Below are 14,592 nucleotides of genomic sequence, written 5' to 3'. Positions count from 1 at the left end.
CCCATGCGCCTCACGCTCGCCCCGATCGCCCTTTGCCTGCTCGTCGCCTGCAGCGGCGGGCCCGAGACGCCGCCCGCGGCGGTCGCGCCCGCGCCTGCGCCGCCGACCGACGAGGGCGCGCGCCGCATCGAGGCCGACGTCGCCTTCCTCGCCGACGACCTGCTCGAAGGCCGCGCCGCCGGCACCCGCGGCTACGACCTGGCCGCGCGCTACGTCGCCAGCCGCTACCGCGCGATCGGCCTGGCCCCGGCCGGCGACGACGGCAGCTACTTCCAGAAGGTGCCGCTGCTCGAGGCGCGGCGGGTGCGCGAGGGCGCGGCCTTCACCATGCAGCGCGACGATGGCGACCTGAGCTTCGTGTTCCAGGACGAATTCCTGCCCGGCCTGAATTTCAACGCCACCAGCCACGTGGTGAACGCGCCGCTGGTCTTCGTCGGCCAGGCGGTGCACGCGCCGGAGCTGGGCCACGATGATTTCGAGGGCGTGGACCTGCGCGGCAAGGTTGCCGTGTACTTCTCCGGCGCGCCGGCCACCTTCGGCAACACCCAGCGCGCGTTCCATTCCTCGGGCCTGCAGAAGATGGGCCAGCTGGCCTCGCGCGGGGCCGTTGGCGCGATCGGCCTGGGCAACCCGGTGGACGAAGCCAAGTACCCGTGGGCGCGCGGCGCCCGCAACTGGCAGATGCCGGGCATGCGCCTGGTGGACGCCGAGGGCAAGCCGGTGGACGCCTGGCCGGAGCTCAAGGCCACGGCCAGCCTCGGCGTGGATGGCGCCCGCAAGCTGCTGGCCGGCGCGCCGATGCCGGTGGACGAGATCTTCGAGCGGCGCGAGAAGGGCACGCTGGAATCCTTCGACCTGCCGGGCCGGGTGACGCTGGCCGGCGCCACCGAACTCAAGCGCGTGGACAGCGTGAACGTGGTCGCGAAGCTCGAGGGCTCGGACCCGGTGCTGGCCGGCGAGCACATCGCCTACAGCGCGCACCTGGACCACATCGGCCTCGGCGCCGAGGTGGACGGTGACGGCATCTACAACGGCGCCTTCGACAATGCGCTCGGCATCGCGGTGATGCTGGAGGCGGCGACCGAACTGCAGGCCGACGCCAACAAGCCGAAGCGCTCGGCGCTGTTCGTGGCCGTGACGGCGGAGGAGCGGGGCCTGCTGGGCGCCGACTACTTCGCGAAGTTCCCGACCGTGCCGCGCGAGTCGCTGGTGGCCAACATCAACATGGACATGCCGGTGTTCCTCACCGACGTCACCGACGTGGTGCCGATCGGCGTCGAGCACTCCACGCTGGAGGCCGACGTGCAGGCCGCCGCGGCGCAGCTGGGCGTGGGCCTGACGCCGGATCCGAAGCCGGAGGAAGTGGTGTTCGTGCGCTCGGACCAGTACGCGTTCGTGCGCCAGGGCATCCCGGCGGTGTACCTGGACGCGGGCATCAAGGCGCGCAATCCGGACGTGGACGCGCTGGCGCTGTACGAGGACTTCCTCACCGGCCACTACCACCAGCCCAGCGACGAAACCAACCTGTCGATCCACTACCCCAGCGCGGCGATGCTGGCGCGCCTCAACGCCGAGATCGGCCGCCGCGTCGGCAACGCCGACACGCGCCCGGCCTGGAAGGAAGGCGACTTCTTCGGCAAGACCTTCGCCGGCCAGTAAGCAGGAAAAGGGGTCAGAGTAATTATTCGTTTGAAACGAATAATTACTCTGACCCCTTTTTCATGCGAGGTGGGTCAGGGGGAGGGCGCGGGACTGCTTGACGGTGCGCAGGACGAAGCTGGAGTTGACGTCGGCGACGCCGGTGGCGTTGAGCAGGTGGTCGAGCAGGAAGCGGGAGAAGTGCTCGAGGTCTTGCACCGCCACGTGCAGCAGGTAGTCCATGTCGCCGGTGAGCGCGTGGCAGGCGATCACCTCGTCCCAGTCGTTGACCCGCTGGGTGAAGCCGGCGATGGCGTCCGCGTCGTGGCGCGAGAGCTGGACGCGCACGAAGGCCTGCAGGCCCAGGCCGACGCGGGCCGGGTCCAGCACGGCCGAATAGCCGGCCAGCACGCCGGCCTGCTCCAGCCGCTGCACCCGCCGCAGGCAGGCCGAAGCCGACAGGCTCACCCGCTCGGCCAGCTCGGCATTGCTGATGCGGCCCTCGCGCTGGAGGATGGCGAGCAGGGCGAGATCGATGCGATCGAGGTCGGGACGGTCCATTCGTAGCGTACCCAGGCGTATAGGCGCAATTATCTTGCGCTTTTTGGCCTTACCGGCGCAACAACGCAATCCTCTTGCGCCCGCTCGCCGCTAGACTGGGAGCCTGTTCCCGGAGCCGACCATGTCCCAGCCGAACCGCGTCGAACACCAGCTCACCGACAAGGGCTACGTGCCGGTGTACACCACGGCCGTGGTCGAGCAGCCGTGGTCGAGCTACACCGCCACCGACCACGAGGTCTGGGCAACGCTGTTCGAGCGCCAGCAGCAGCTGCTGGTGGGCCGCGCGAGCGATGAGTTCCTGCGCCAGCAGCGGCTGATGGGCATGTCGCCCGACCGCATCCCGAAGTTCGACGAGCTCAACCCGATGCTGCGCAAGGCCACCGGCTGGGAGCTGGTCGGCGTCGAAGGGCTGCTGCCCGAGCTGACCTTCTTCGAGCACCTCGCCAACCGCCGCTTCCCGGTGACCTGGTGGATCCGCAAGCCCGAGCAGCTCGACTACCTCAGCGAGCCCGATCTCTTCCACGACCTGTTCGGCCACGTGCCGCTGCTGATGAACCCGGTGTTCGCCGACTACATGGCGGCCTACGGCCGCGGCGGCGTCAAGGCGCACGCGATTGGCCCCGAGGCGCTGGTGAACCTGACGCGCCTGTACTGGTACACGGTCGAGTTCGGCCTGATCAGACAGGACGACGGCCTGCGCATCTACGGCAGCGGCATCGTCTCGTCGAAGGGCGAGTCCATCCACTGCCTCGACAGCGCCGCACCCAACCGCATCGGCTTCGACCTCGAGCGCATCATGCGCACGCGCTACCGCATCGACACCTTCCAGAAGACCTACTTCGTCATCGACAGCTACGAGCAGCTGATGGAAGCCACGCGCCCCGACTTCACCCCGATCTACGCGAAGCTGGCGCAGCTCGACAGTTTCCCGGCCGGCTCGGTGCAGGCCGGTGACGCGGTGTTCAACCGCGGCAACGGCGAAGGCTGGCTCAAGGACGGCGACGTCTAGCCGGCGACGCCCACGCCCGCCGCCGGCGCCGCGCGCTTGGGGAGGAACTTGCGGGTCAGGTAGGCGCCGGCCACGAAGGCCACGACCAGCGGGCCGAGCCACGCCAGGTTCATCAGCGTCGCGCCCGCCAGCATCGGCAGCACCTTGGGCAGGCCGATGCTCAGGAAAGCGATGTGGGTCGCCACGCCGTTGCCGAGCATCGCGTTGAGGTGCTCGCGCAGCCACCAGCGCGGATCCTCCGGCCGCTGGCGCGAGAAACGCCACATCTGGACGAAGGCGAAGAGCCCGATGCCGGCGAACGAAACGATCACCAGCTGCATCTGCTTGGCCATGAACAGGCCCACGGCGGCGATGGCGATCGCGCTGGCGAGGTTCGCCCAGGTCAGCACGCGGAACACCGGGCCGGTGTAGCGCGCCCAGTCCTTCTTGTCCTTCACCGCGCGCCAGCTGCACCAGACCGAGGTCACGGTCAGCACCAGCAGGTAGCCCAGGAACGCCCCGGCGACCGGCGCGCGCTGGAACACCGCCACCGCCAGCGGCACCGCCGCCAGCAGCAGGCCGGCCATCGCCGGCAGGTAGACCTTGCCGGCCGCGCGGTGCAGCGGGCTGCCCTTGCGGCTCAGGCCCGCGATCCAGAACGTGGCGAGGGCGAGCACGCCCAGGCCGGCGTGGGTGTAGAAGCTGAGCGTGTGCAGGGTCATGGCGGTTCCTCCCGAAGTGATGCCAGTCTCGCGGCGGGCGCGGGGCGGTTCAGGTGCCGGCGGTCATCGGGTCGCGGTGCCGGAAGTCACTTTCTTGCCCCCGGGCCTTGAGCCGCGCCCGTCCGCGGCCCAAGCTGGCGCCATGAACGAACGCCTGAAGGTGCTGCTCTCGCCGCTGAACTTCGCCGCCTACATCGCCTGGGCGGCGATCGGCTGGGAGCTGCTGTTCGCACGCTGGTCGCCGCCACCCGGCGGGCTGGCGTGGCCGGCGTCGGCCACGCTGCTGGCGCTGATGCACGTGGGCTTCCTGGCCTTGTTCCTGGCGGTCACCGGCGGTCCGCGCGAACCCGAGGTGCGGATGCTGCCGCGGCTGATGCTGCTGGGCCAGGTGGCGCTGGCGTTCGCGCTGATGCTGGTGGCGCGCAACTCCTCGCTGCCGATCCTGCTGATCCTGTGCGTGATCCAGGTGGTGCACCTGTGGTCGCCGCGGCCGGCGCTGGCGATCATCCTGGCGATCAACGTCGCCATGTACCTGGTCTACCGCGACGCGTGGCAGCTGCAGTCGCCGCTGATCTCGACCGTGATGCACGGCAGCTTCCAGTGCTTCGCGGCGCTGACCGCGTGGTTCGCCTTCAGCGCCGAGCGCACGCGCGACGAGCTCGCCGCCGCCAACGCCGACCTGCTGGCCACGCGCTCGCTGCTGGCCGAGACCGCGCGCGACTCCGAGCGCCTGCGCCTGTCGCGCGAACTGCACGACGTCGCCGGCCACAAGCTCACCGCGCTCAAGCTCAACCTCGCCGCCCTGGCCCGCGACCCGCGCTTCGCGGCCGACGGCCAGGTGCAGCTGTGCGCGCGCCTGGCCGACGAACTGCTGGCCGACATCCGCGGCGTGGTGCAGCAGATGCGCCAGGGCGACGGCCTCGACCTCGAGGAAGCGCTGACCGCGCTGGCGCGTCCGTTCCCGCGGCCGCGCCTGCAGCTCGAGGTCGGCGCCAATGCCCGCGTCGCCTCGGTGGCGCAGGCCGAGGCGGTGCTGCGCGCGGTGCAGGAAGGCCTGACCAATGCCGTGAAGCATTCGCAAGCCCAGAACCTGTGGGTGGTGCTGCGGCGCGAGGACGAGTCGCTGCGCCTGGACATCCGCGACGACGGCCGCGGCAGCGGCGAGGTCCGCGCCGGCAACGGCCTGTGCGGCATGCGCGAGCGGCTCGAGGCCCTGGGCGGCGGGCTCAGCGTCGGCCGCACCGGCACCGGTGGCGTGCACCTGCAGGCCTGGCTGCCGGTGGCGGCATGAGTGCGCCGATCCGCATCGGCCTGGCCGACGACCAGGCCCTGGTGCGCAGCGGCCTGAAGGCGCTGCTGTCCGGCTTCGACACCGTGGCCGTGGTGCTCGAGGCCGGCGACGGCCAGGCCCTGCTCGACGCGCTGGTGGCGACGCCGGTGGACGTGGTGTTGTCCGACATCCGCATGCCCGGCCTCGACGGCTTCGGCCTGGTGCAGGCGCTGCGCGCACGCGGCGACGCCACGCCGGTGGTGCTGCTGACCACCTTCGACGAGGAGGCCCTGCCGCTGCGCGCCGCGGCCGCCGGCGCACAGGGTTTCCTGCTCAAGGACGCCTCGCCGGAAGACCTGCTCGAGGCCATCACCCGCGTCGCCGCCGGCGAAACCCTGCTCGCGCCCGTCTCCACCGACCCGGTGCGCGCCCGCTACGCCTACCGCGACCAGGCCGCGCCGACCGACACCTTCAGCGAACGCGAGGTGTCGATCCTGCGCCTGCTGGCGGGCGGCTACTCGAACAAGGAGATCGCGCGCGCGGTGTTCCTGTCCGAAGGCACGGTGAAGAACTACGTGTCCGACATCCTCGACAAGCTCGGCACCCGCGACCGCACGCGCGCGGTGCTCAAGGCGATCACGCTGCGGGTGATCTGAGTCGCTGGTTTCAGTCGGCCGCCGGCGCCATCGGCGGCGGGAAGTCGGCAGGGTCGTAGTACCAGTCGTTGATGTCCAGGCCGTCGCGCAGTTCGCCCGCGGCGAGTTGCAGCGTTTGCAGCGCGTGGTCGTCGCAACCCGTCCCGCCGTCGGCCAGGCACTGGCTGGCGGCGCTGAGCAGGCCCGGGTCGCCGGCGGTGCCGGTATCGAGCGGCCAGGCCAGCAGCCACCATTCACCGGCCGGCAGCACCAGCTCGAAGTGCATTTGGTGGACCTCGGTAGCGACGCAGTGCGCGCTGCCCGGGTCGGCGGCGGCGAGGGCGCAGACGCGCATCGCCGGCAGCTCCTCGCTGGGATACATCACGCGGCCGCGCAGGGTGGCCGGGGCGTTGCCTGCCGTTTCGTTGGCGCTTGCCGCGACGGTAGCCGCTTCACCCGCCGACGCAGGGGAAGGCGGCGCCGTTTCGGTGCAGGCGGCCAAGGCCAGCAGTGCCGCGATGGTGATCAGTCGCATCGTCCTCTCTCCTTCAGGTCAGCCACGGCACGAGCGCCGCGGCGACCACCGCCGCGCCCAGGCCCAGCAACACGCGCAGCCCATATGCACGACCACCGCTGCTCCAGGCCACCACCGACTTCGCGATCCAGCTGGCGGCCAGCAGGCCGACCAGGCCCCAGCGCGCCTGTTCGGCATCGAACACGTTGCTGCGGAACAGGTTTCCCACCGTCGCCACGGCCGCGTGCACCTCGGCCAGCGCCGCCAGCGTGGCGGCGACCATCGCGCCGCGCGGGCCCAGCCAGTCGTTGAGCGCCGCCGATGCGAACAGCACCGCCGTGATCACCGCCGCGAAGGTCAGCGCGTGCGAGAACCGGAACATCCGCGTTTTCGCCGTCGGCGAGGGGATCGCACCGTCCTCGCCGCGATGCAGGCCCAGCAAGCCACCGCCCGCCATCACCGCACCGGCCGCCGCGAGTTCCGGCCAGACCTGGCCCAACAGCCCCGGCGCCACCGCCAGCAGGATCGGCACGAACAGCGTCAGCGACGCGAAGTTGGCCAGCATCGCCGCGCCCACGGCCGAGGACAGCAGCGCCGGCGTCTCGCGCACGCGCTGGCCGAAGCCGGCCACCGCCGCGGTCGAGGACACATAGCCCGCGAAGAAGCCCGCCACGGCCAGGCCCCAGCGGTTGCCGGTGGCGCGCAGGGCGACGTGGCCGAGGGCGCTGATCGCCATCACCAGCACCACCAGCTTCCACAGCGTGGCCGGGTTGAAGACGTCGTAGGGACCCAGCGTGCGATCCGGCACCAGCGGCAGCACCACCAGGGCCGAGGCCAGCAACACCAGGCCGTCCTGCAGTTCGCGCTCACTGAGCAGGTCGCGGGTGAGCCGGTGCAGAGGCGCCTTGGCGTAGAGCAGGGCGGCCACCACCACGCCCAGCGCACCGGCCAGGGCCGGCAGCGGCACGGCCAGGCCACCAAGCAGGGTGGTCAGCACCAGGGCCACCTCGCCGGTGAGGCCCGGGTCCTGGCCCTGGCTGTGGCGGTAGCTCATGGCCGCCAGCACGCCCGACAGCGCCACCACCACCGCGAAAACGACCGGCCCCAGCCACAGCGACACCGCGCCCGAAAGCGCCGCCAGCGCGTGCGTGCGCAGCCCGGCGACCACGGCCGGCTCGGGCCGGCGCCGCTCGCGCACGGCGCCCACCAGCAGGCCCAGGCCCAGGGCCGTGCCCAGGGACAGCAGGAAGGCGTTGTCGAACACGGGCGCGGCGGTCATGCCTGATTCTCGCACCCCGCGGGCCGCGGCTTGCAAGCCCGGCCCCAGCCCGGACAATGCACGGGTCCCCCTGCCCGCCGGAGCGCCATGAAGCCGATCTCGCTGACCCGTTACCTCATCCAGGAGCAGCACGCCGGCCGCATCAACGCCGACCTGCGCCTGCTGATCGAGGTCGTCGCCCGCGCCTGCAAGTCCATTTCGATCGCGGTGGGCAAGGGCGCCCTCGGCGGCGTGCTCGGCGACGCCGGCACCCCGGGCGCGCAGAGCATGAACATCCAGGGCGAGGCGCAGAAGAAGCTCGACGTGCTCAGCAACGACATCCTGCTCGAGGCCAACGCCTGGGGCGGCCACCTCGCCGGCCTGGCCTCCGAGGAAATGGACCACAGCCAGCCGATCCCCGACGCCTTCCAGCGCGGCAACTACCTGCTGCTGTTCGATCCGCTGGACGGCAGCTCGAACATCGACGTCAACATCTCGGTCGGCACCATCTTCTCGGTGCTGCGCTGCCCGGACGGCGTCACCCAGCCGGGCGACGAACACTTCCTGCAGCCGGGCACGGCTCAGGTGGCGGCCGGCTACACCACCTACGGGCCGAGCACGATGCTGGTGCTGACCGTGGGCCACGGCACCCACGCGTTCACGCTCGACCGCGAGGTCGGCAGCTTCGTGATGACCTCGCGCGACATCCGGATTCCCGAGGAGACGAAGGAGTTCGCGATCAACATGTCGAACCAGCGCCACTGGGAGCCGCCGATGCAGCGCTACGTGGGCGACCTGCTGGCCGGCAAGGAAGGCCCGCGCGGCAAGGACTTCAACATGCGCTGGGTGGCGAGCATGGTGGCCGACGTGCACCGCATCCTGACCCGCGGCGGCGTGTTCTTCTACCCCATCGACGCCAAGTGCCGCGACAAGGGCGGCAAGCTGCGCCTGATGTACGAGGCCAACCCGATGAGCTTCATCGTCGAACAGGCCGGCGGCGCCGCCAGCACCGGCCGCCAGCGCATGCTCGAGGTCACGCCCACCGGCCTGCACCAGCGCGTGCCGGTGATGCTGGGTTCGCGCAAGGAAGTCGAAGAGGCGGTCCGCTACCACGCGGAACACGACGCGTGAGCCACGGCGACTTCATCGAGGTCTACGAGGGCGCGCTCAACGCCGAGGCCTGCGCGCAGATCCTGGCTGCCTTCGAGGAAAGCGGCGCCGCGGTGCCCGGCCGGGTCGGCGGCGGCGTGATGCCCGAGCTCAAGGACAGCCGCGACATCCAGATCACCGGCAAGCCGGAGTGGCAGGAGGTCGAGGCGGCGCTCAACAACGCCGTGTTCGCCGGCCTGCTGGCCTACCTGCGCAAGTACAGCCACGCGCTGATCGCGCCGCTGATGCTGCAGGTGCCGGGCGCGGACGGGAAGCTGCGCCGCATCGCCGCCGAGGATTTCCCGGCGATGGACGACGCGGCGCTGGCCAACCTGGTGCGCAGCGTGCTGCGCCCGGGCGCGATCAACCTGCAGCGCTACACCGCCGGCCAGGGCGGCTACCCGTACTGGCACTGCGAGCTCTACCCGCGCGACCCGAGCGCCGAGACGCTGCACCGCCACGTGCTGTGGACGATCTACCTCAACGACGGCTTCAGCGAAGGCGAGACCGAGTTCCTGTACCAGGACCGCAAGATCACGCCGCGCACCGGCAGCCTGCTGATCGCGCCGGCCGCGTTCACCCACACCCATCGCGGCAACCGTCCGCAGGGCGGCGACAAATACATCGCCACCAGCTGGATCCTGTTCCAGCGCGCCGAGCAGCTGTTCGGCGGGCGTTGAACGAGGCGCGCGCCGGGCGTGCCATGATGGCGGCCGATCCCGCGTTCCCGGGCGCCCGCCATGCCGTTGAGCGAACTCTGGCCTGACCTCAAGCCCTGGCTGCTGGCCGTCTGGGCGGCCTACCTGGTCGTGCTGGCCGGCTGGATCGTGCTGCAGAAGCGCGAGCCGATCGCCACGCTGAGCTGGATCATGTCGCTGGCGCTGCTGCCGGTGCTGGGCCTGCTGATCTACCACTTCCTCGGGCCGCAGCGGATAAGGCGCCAGCGGCTGCGGCGCTCGCGCGCGCGCGCCAGCCTCGACGACACCCTGCCCGCGGGCCTGAAGGCCAGCGCGGACTGCACCACCGTCGCGCGGCTGGGGCAATCGAGCACGGGCTTCGCACCCTCGAGCGCCACCCGCGCCGAGCTGATGAGCGGCGGCGGACCCACCCTCGACGCCCTGCTCGAAGCCATCGCCGGCGCGACCCACCACGTGCACGTGGAGTATTACATCTTCGAGCCCGACCACACCGGCACGACCGTGCGCGACGCGCTGGTGGCGAAGGCGAAGGCGGGCGTGCGGGTGCGGCTGCTGCTCGATGCGATCGGTTCGGGCCGCCTGCGCGAAGGCTTCCTGGCGCCGCTGCGCGAAGCCGGCGTCGAGATCGCGTGGTTCCACCCGGCGCGGCTGCGCTGGCTGTGGCGCCCGCGCGTGAACCTGCGCAACCACCGCAAGGTGGTGGTGGTGGACGGGCGCATCGGTTTCACCGGCGGCATCAACATCACCGACGAGGAAAACGAGCGCGTCCGCGCCGACGCCTTCCACGACCTGCACCTGCGGCTGGAGGGCGAAGTGGTGCGCTGGCTGCAGCTGGCCTTCCTCGAGGACTGGAACTACGCCACCGGCACCGCGCTGCGCGACGAGCGCCTGTGGCCGCCCTCGGAAGCCGGCGTGATCCTGGCGCAGGTGCTGCCGGCCGGGCCGGATTCGCCCTGGGAGGCGATCCACCGGGTGAAGGTGGAGGCGATCCACCAGGCCAACCGGCGGGTGTGGCTGGTCACGCCTTACTTCGTGCCGGGCGAGGCGGCGAAGATGGCGCTGACCTCGGCGGCGCTGCGCGGGCTCGACGTGCGGGTGATCGTGCCGGCGCACAGCGATTCGGCCATCGTCAGCGCCGCGGCCCGCTCCTACTTCGACGAACTGGTGTCGGCGGGCGTGCGCGTGTTCGAGTACCAGCCGCGCATGCTGCACACCAAGGCCCTGCTGATCGACGACGACACCTGCCTGGTGGGCAGCGCCAACTTCGACCACCGCAGCTTCCGGCTCAACTTCGAACTCAGCGTGCTGCTGCACGACGACGCCATCGCGGCGCGGCTCGAGGCGCAGATGACCGAGGACCTGGGCCACTGCCGCGAAGTCCGGCCCGACCGCCCGGCCGACGGCTTCGGCCGGCGGCTGGCCGAGGCCTCCGCCCGCCTGTTCTCGCCCCTGCTCTAGCGGTCGTCGGGGGACTGGCCGGGGCCGGGCCGGCTTGGGCTACACTCGCCGGAAAATCCGGAGGCTGCCCGAATGCATTGGCTCTACCTGCTCGCGTCCCTGGCCTGCCTGGCCCTGGCGATGGTCCGCACGATGCCCACGTTGGGCGTGCTGGTGTTCCTGGCCGGTGCGCTCGGCTTCATGGTGGCGTGGGTGCTGGGCTGGCTGTCCTCGCGCATCTCCAGCTCGTCGCGCGACATCAGCCACATCCTCGGCCCGGAGGAACTGCGCCTGATGCGCGAACAGGCCGAAGCGCGCAAGCGCGCGCAGGAAGCCAGGGAAAACCAGGACTGAGGCGCGTGCTAGCCTGAGCCCGGTCACACGCCCGTGCGCCGCGCGGGTCCTTGTTCCATTTGTTCCCGGGGAGGGAGAACCATGAACCTGATTATTTTCCTGCTGATCGGTGCGCTCGCCGGCTGGCTGGCCGGCGTGGTGATGAAGGGCCGCGGCTTCGGCGTGCTGGTGAACATCGTCGTCGGCGTGCTCGGCGCGTTCTTCGGCGGCTGGCTGCTGCCGAAGCTGGGGCTGTCGTTCGGCGGCGACATGGGGCTGTTCATCACCGCCTTCATCGGCGCGATCCTGCTGCTGGCCATCATCGGCCTGATCAAGAAGGCCTGAGCCGCGCGCTCAGCCGGCCCTGCCGCGCGGCGTGCCGCGCCGGCAGGCGTCGGAGCAATAGACCACGCGGTCCCAGTCGCGCTCCCATTTCTTGCGCCACTGGAACGGGCGCTGGCACACCGGGCAGGTTTTCTCCGGCCGCGGGGCGCCGGGCCGGCGGCGCTCAGCCGCCATCGGCGGCGACGCGGTTGCGGCCGGCGCGCTTGGCCACGTACAGCGCGGCATCGGCGCGTCGCAGCAAGGCATCGGGCTCCACCTGCACGTCGGGCACGAAGCCGGCGACGCCCACGCTGACGGTCATGCCGGCGTCGCTGGTGGCGATCGCGGCGCGGATCATCTCGGCGCGCCGCAGCGCTTCGTCCGGATGCACGCCCGGCAGCAGCAGGGCGAATTCCTCGCCGCCGTAGCGGGCCAACAGCTCGCGCTGCGGATCATGCTGCTGGTTCAGGCGCTGGGCGATGCCGCGCAGCTGCACGTCGCCCTCGAGGTGGCCGTGGGTGTCGTTGTAGGCCTTGAAGTGGTCGACGTCGATCATCAGCACCGACAGCGGGCGGCGCTGGTCGAGGCAGCGGAACCACTCGCGGCGCAGCCCGTTCTCCAGCGCGCGGCGGTTGGCCACGCCGGTCAGCGCATCTTCGGTGACCAGTTCGGCGAGCTTGCGGTTGAGTTCCTCGAGCTCGCGCGTGCGTTCGGCGATGCGCGATTCCAGTCGGCGGTTGGCGGCGAGATAGCGCTCGGTGCGCTGCCGCACGGCCCAGAGCGTGATCGCGACCGCGAGCGCCGCCAGCGCCACCAGGCCGAAGGCGATGACCCACCACTGTTCGTACCAGCGCGGCTCGACCCGGAAGCGGTAGTTCATCGCGGCGGCCTGGCGGCCGTTGCGGGTGCGCGCCTGCACTTCGAGCGAGTAATCGCCGGCCGCTAGGGCGCGGATGGTGAGGTCGCGGTCGGTCCAGTCGCTCCAGTCCGGCGTGACGCCGTGCAGCAGGTAGCGGAACTCGGCGCCGCTCTCCATGCTGACCATGCCAAAGCGCAGGCTCAGGCCGTAGCCGGGCGGCACCTGCACCGGATCGCCGCCCGTGCGGGTCGGCAGCGACAGGGTTTCGCCGGCGGGGCCGCGCGCGGTCACCCGCTCCATCACCAGCCGCAGCGGCTGCGGGCGGGCCTCGACCTCGTTCGGGTTGTACTGCAGCAGGCCGTCCCAGGTGGCCACGCGAAGCACGCCGTCGCGGCTCATACGCAGGTTGGAATAGCCGGCGGCGGAGCTGGCGCCTGGGTACACCTGCTGCCAGTCGTCCTCGCCGGGCGCCCGGCGCCAGAGCTGGCGGGTGGTGAACGCGAAATCGCCGAGCGGGGTGTGCTCGACCACCAGCTCGTCAGGGCGATCGACGAGGGTGGCCGGCGGGGCCTGGTCGGGCACGAAGCGATCGCCGTCGAGCCGGAAGCCGGCGCCACCGCTGACGGCGTGGATGCGGCCGTCGAGGCGGAACACGCTGGTGCCGGTGTCCGGATCGACGGGCAGCCCGCGCGCGTCGTCGAACACCTCGCGCTCGACCAGCCTGCCCGTGGCGAGATCGAGCCGCCAACGCTGCACGGGGCCGCGGCTGTCGCCCAGCCAGAGCTCGCCGGGGCCCGCCTCCTCGATGCCGTAGGCGCTGATGCCGTCGAACGGGATCGTCGCCGCGATCTGCCAGCGGCCCTCGGGACGACGCAGCAGCATCAGCTCGGAGGCGGTCGCGGCGTACACCAGGCCGGGATCGTGCTCGGATTCCATCAGGCCGTAGACGCCGTGGAAGGGATGCTCGAACAGCTTGCGCGGCTCGCGCGCGCCGGGATCAAGCACCAGCAGGCCCTCGCGGATGCCGACCAGCAGGCCGCCCTCGCTGGCGTGCAGGGCCTGGGCTTCGAAGGCGGTCCAGGGCAGGCGCTCGTTGGCGACGCCGCCGTCGGGTTGCACGGTCATGCGCTGCAGGCCGCGCGACGAAGCCAGCCAGACGGCGCCGTCGTACCACTCGAAATCATTCGGGCTGCCCACCAGCCCGTGGTCCTGGCCCAGGAAGGACCAGGGCGAGGGCAGCGAGAGGCGCACCAGGTCGCCTTCGGTGGCGACCCAGAGGCCGCCTTCGCGATCGAGGCCGAGCGCGCGCACCGCGAAACCGCCGAGGTCGAGGATCTCGCGTGGCTGCAGGTCGGCGCCGATGCGGATCAGTTCGCCGTCCTGGGTGCCGATGACCACGCTGCCGTCGTCCAGCGCCTGCGCGACATAGGCGGACTTCCCGGCGACGCGCTTGTCGGCGGCACCGGACATGCGGCGGATGCCGTCGTCGTCGGCGATGAACAGGCCGTCGTCGGCCACCATCAGGTTCCAACCCTCGCGCGGTATGACGCCGGACAGCGCGCGATCGGCGAATACTTCGCCGCCCTTGAGCAGCTCGAACTCGCCGTCGTCGAAGCGGCACACGCCCTTGCCGTTGACGCGCACCAGCAGCTGCCCGCCCACCGCATAGAAGCTGCGCACTTCGGCCGGCAGCGGCCAGCGGCGCGCGGCGCCCTCGTCGTAGGGCAGGAAATGCAGCGCCCGTTCGGTGTGGAACCAGACGCCGGCCTCGGTGGCCATCACTTCCCAGACGATGCCGACGTGGCGGTCCTCGTCGCGCAGGCCGGCGCGCGTAAGCAGTTCCTCGTAGACGAAGTCACCCTCGTCGTTGCGCACGAGCCGGCCGAAGCCGTCGTAGCTGCCGACATAGACCAGGCCATCGGTGCCGGTGGCGACCGCGCGCGCGGCGACATTGGCCGGCAGGGTGATCAGGCGCCAGTCGACGCCGTCGTAGTGCAGCACGCCGTCGTAATTGCCGACGAAGAGTTCGCCGTTCGCGCCGGTGGTGATGTCGAAGTGGCTTGGCGACGCGTGCGTTTCCTCGGAGCTGAAGTGCCGCGCCAGCGGATCGCCGGGCAAGGCCTTGGCGGTCGCCGTCGGCGCCGCCAGGCAAGCGATGGCCAGGAGCAGGGCGCTGAGCAGGGTCAGGGGCGACATGGCCGGATTA

General features: G+C 71.2%; 15 protein-coding genes. 9 read left to right on the top strand and 6 right to left on the bottom strand.

The genetic code is table 11. The features are described from left to right. Positions 1–3 precede the first annotated feature (3 nt). Positions 4–1,659 (top strand): M28 family metallopeptidase, encoded by a 1,656-nt coding sequence (locus VFV21_RS09110; RefSeq protein ID WP_329669113.1) that lies wholly within the window; start codon positions 4–6, stop codon positions 1,657–1,659. 60 nt (positions 1,660–1,719) lie between these two features. On the opposite strand, the gene VFV21_RS09105 is transcribed toward VFV21_RS09110, so the two are convergent. Then, positions 1,720–2,199, bottom strand: a complete 480-nt coding sequence (locus tag VFV21_RS09105) for an Lrp/AsnC family transcriptional regulator (protein ID WP_329669112.1) — start codon at positions 2,197–2,199, stop codon at positions 1,720–1,722. 121 nt (positions 2,200–2,320) lie between these two features. Here VFV21_RS09105 and phhA point away from each other — a divergent pair, with 121 nt between their 5' ends. Continuing rightward, positions 2,321–3,208, top strand: a complete 888-nt coding sequence (phhA, locus tag VFV21_RS09100) for a phenylalanine 4-monooxygenase (protein ID WP_329669111.1) — start codon at positions 2,321–2,323, stop codon at positions 3,206–3,208. Here phhA and VFV21_RS09095 read toward each other — a convergent pair. Next, positions 3,205–3,909: a hypothetical protein gene (locus VFV21_RS09095; protein WP_329669110.1), complete on the bottom strand. Its 705-nt coding sequence runs from the start codon at positions 3,907–3,909 to the stop codon at positions 3,205–3,207. The genes phhA and VFV21_RS09095 overlap by 4 nt on opposite strands. 142 nt (positions 3,910–4,051) lie before the next feature. Between VFV21_RS09095 and VFV21_RS09090 the strand changes: the two genes are divergently transcribed. Then, a complete protein-coding gene (locus VFV21_RS09090) occupies positions 4,052–5,200 on the top strand; it encodes a sensor histidine kinase (RefSeq protein ID WP_329669109.1) in 1,149 nt (382 codons plus the stop codon). Next, positions 5,197–5,835: a response regulator transcription factor gene (locus tag VFV21_RS09085; protein ID WP_329669108.1), complete on the top strand. Its 639-nt coding sequence runs from the start codon at positions 5,197–5,199 to the stop codon at positions 5,833–5,835. Before VFV21_RS09090 ends, VFV21_RS09085 begins: the two co-directional genes overlap by 4 nt. Positions 5,836–5,845: 10 nt before the next feature. On the opposite strand, the gene VFV21_RS09080 is transcribed toward VFV21_RS09085, so the two are convergent. Continuing rightward, positions 5,846–6,349 (bottom strand): hypothetical protein, encoded by a 504-nt coding sequence (locus VFV21_RS09080; RefSeq protein ID WP_329669107.1) that lies wholly within the window; start codon positions 6,347–6,349, stop codon positions 5,846–5,848. Positions 6,350–6,362: 13 nt separating this feature from the next. Then, positions 6,363–7,607: an MgtC/SapB family protein gene (locus VFV21_RS09075; RefSeq protein ID WP_329669106.1), complete on the bottom strand. Its 1,245-nt coding sequence runs from the start codon at positions 7,605–7,607 to the stop codon at positions 6,363–6,365. 87 nt (positions 7,608–7,694) lie between these two features. On the opposite strand from VFV21_RS09075, the gene VFV21_RS09070 reads away from it, so the two are divergent. The 5 genes from VFV21_RS09070 to VFV21_RS09050 all read left to right on the top strand — a co-directional run bounded on the left by VFV21_RS09070 (position 7,695) and on the right by VFV21_RS09050 (position 11,548). Beyond that, complete coding sequence (locus VFV21_RS09070) at positions 7,695–8,717, top strand: class 1 fructose-bisphosphatase (RefSeq protein ID WP_329669105.1); 1,023 nt, start codon at positions 7,695–7,697, stop codon at positions 8,715–8,717. Continuing rightward, positions 8,714–9,415 carry a 2OG-Fe(II) oxygenase gene (locus tag VFV21_RS09065; protein WP_329669104.1) on the top strand — a complete coding sequence of 234 codons (702 nt, stop codon included), beginning with the start codon at positions 8,714–8,716 and terminating at the stop codon, positions 9,413–9,415. Before VFV21_RS09070 ends, VFV21_RS09065 begins: the two co-directional genes overlap by 4 nt. 60 nt (positions 9,416–9,475) lie before the next feature. Further along, positions 9,476–10,891 carry a cardiolipin synthase gene (cls, locus tag VFV21_RS09060; protein WP_329669103.1) on the top strand — a complete coding sequence of 472 codons (1,416 nt, stop codon included), beginning with the start codon at positions 9,476–9,478 and terminating at the stop codon, positions 10,889–10,891. 72 nt (positions 10,892–10,963) lie between these two features. Further along, positions 10,964–11,224, top strand: coding sequence for a hypothetical protein (locus VFV21_RS09055; protein ID WP_329669102.1), 261 nt, complete (start codon positions 10,964–10,966; stop codon positions 11,222–11,224). 81 nt (positions 11,225–11,305) lie between these two features. Then, a complete protein-coding gene (locus tag VFV21_RS09050; RefSeq protein ID WP_034214193.1) occupies positions 11,306–11,548 on the top strand; it encodes a GlsB/YeaQ/YmgE family stress response membrane protein in 243 nt (80 codons plus the stop codon). 9 nt (positions 11,549–11,557) lie between these two features. Here the strand turns inward: VFV21_RS09050 and VFV21_RS09045 are convergent, their stop codons facing one another. Continuing rightward, on the bottom strand, positions 11,558–11,722 hold the full coding sequence (locus VFV21_RS09045) for a DUF2256 domain-containing protein (protein WP_329669101.1): 165 nt from the start codon (positions 11,720–11,722) through the stop codon (positions 11,558–11,560). Further along, a complete protein-coding gene (locus tag VFV21_RS09040) occupies positions 11,712–14,582 on the bottom strand; it encodes a diguanylate cyclase (RefSeq protein ID WP_329669100.1) in 2,871 nt (956 codons plus the stop codon). The genes VFV21_RS09045 and VFV21_RS09040 overlap by 11 nt, the downstream gene beginning before the upstream one ends. Positions 14,583–14,592 lie beyond the last annotated feature (10 nt).

Origin of the sequence: Arenimonas sp., from assembly GCF_036275555.1 — a bacterium.
Taxonomy (GTDB): Bacteria; Pseudomonadota; Gammaproteobacteria; order Xanthomonadales; family Xanthomonadaceae; genus Arenimonas.
Note: the sequence above shows the minus strand (reverse complement) of the source record. Positions and strands in the feature narration are given on the sequence as shown.

Excerpts from the sequence above, each read along its gene's own strand:
- cls (WP_329669103.1), top strand. The coding sequence starts at position 9,476 with ATGCCGTTGAGCGAACTCTGGCCTGACCTCAAGCCCTGGCTGCTGGCC.
- VFV21_RS09110 (WP_329669113.1), top strand. The coding sequence starts at position 4 with ATGCGCCTCACGCTCGCCCCGATCGCCCTTTGCCTGCTCGTCGCCTGC.
- VFV21_RS09090 (WP_329669109.1), top strand. The coding sequence starts at position 4,052 with ATGAACGAACGCCTGAAGGTGCTGCTCTCGCCGCTGAACTTCGCCGCC.
- VFV21_RS09095 (WP_329669110.1), bottom strand. The coding sequence starts at position 3,909 with ATGACCCTGCACACGCTCAGCTTCTACACCCACGCCGGCCTGGGCGTG.
- VFV21_RS09085 (WP_329669108.1), top strand. The coding sequence starts at position 5,197 with ATGAGTGCGCCGATCCGCATCGGCCTGGCCGACGACCAGGCCCTGGTG.
- VFV21_RS09075 (WP_329669106.1), bottom strand. The coding sequence starts at position 7,607 with ATGACCGCCGCGCCCGTGTTCGACAACGCCTTCCTGCTGTCCCTGGGC.
- VFV21_RS09050 (WP_034214193.1), top strand. The coding sequence starts at position 11,306 with ATGAACCTGATTATTTTCCTGCTGATCGGTGCGCTCGCCGGCTGGCTG.
- phhA (WP_329669111.1), top strand. The coding sequence starts at position 2,321 with ATGTCCCAGCCGAACCGCGTCGAACACCAGCTCACCGACAAGGGCTAC.
- VFV21_RS09105 (WP_329669112.1), bottom strand. The coding sequence starts at position 2,199 with ATGGACCGTCCCGACCTCGATCGCATCGATCTCGCCCTGCTCGCCATC.
- VFV21_RS09070 (WP_329669105.1), top strand. The coding sequence starts at position 7,695 with ATGAAGCCGATCTCGCTGACCCGTTACCTCATCCAGGAGCAGCACGCC.
- VFV21_RS09045 (WP_329669101.1), bottom strand. The coding sequence starts at position 11,722 with ATGGCGGCTGAGCGCCGCCGGCCCGGCGCCCCGCGGCCGGAGAAAACC.
- VFV21_RS09040 (WP_329669100.1), bottom strand. The coding sequence starts at position 14,582 with ATGTCGCCCCTGACCCTGCTCAGCGCCCTGCTCCTGGCCATCGCTTGC.
- VFV21_RS09080 (WP_329669107.1), bottom strand. The coding sequence starts at position 6,349 with ATGCGACTGATCACCATCGCGGCACTGCTGGCCTTGGCCGCCTGCACC.
- VFV21_RS09055 (WP_329669102.1), top strand. The coding sequence starts at position 10,964 with ATGCATTGGCTCTACCTGCTCGCGTCCCTGGCCTGCCTGGCCCTGGCG.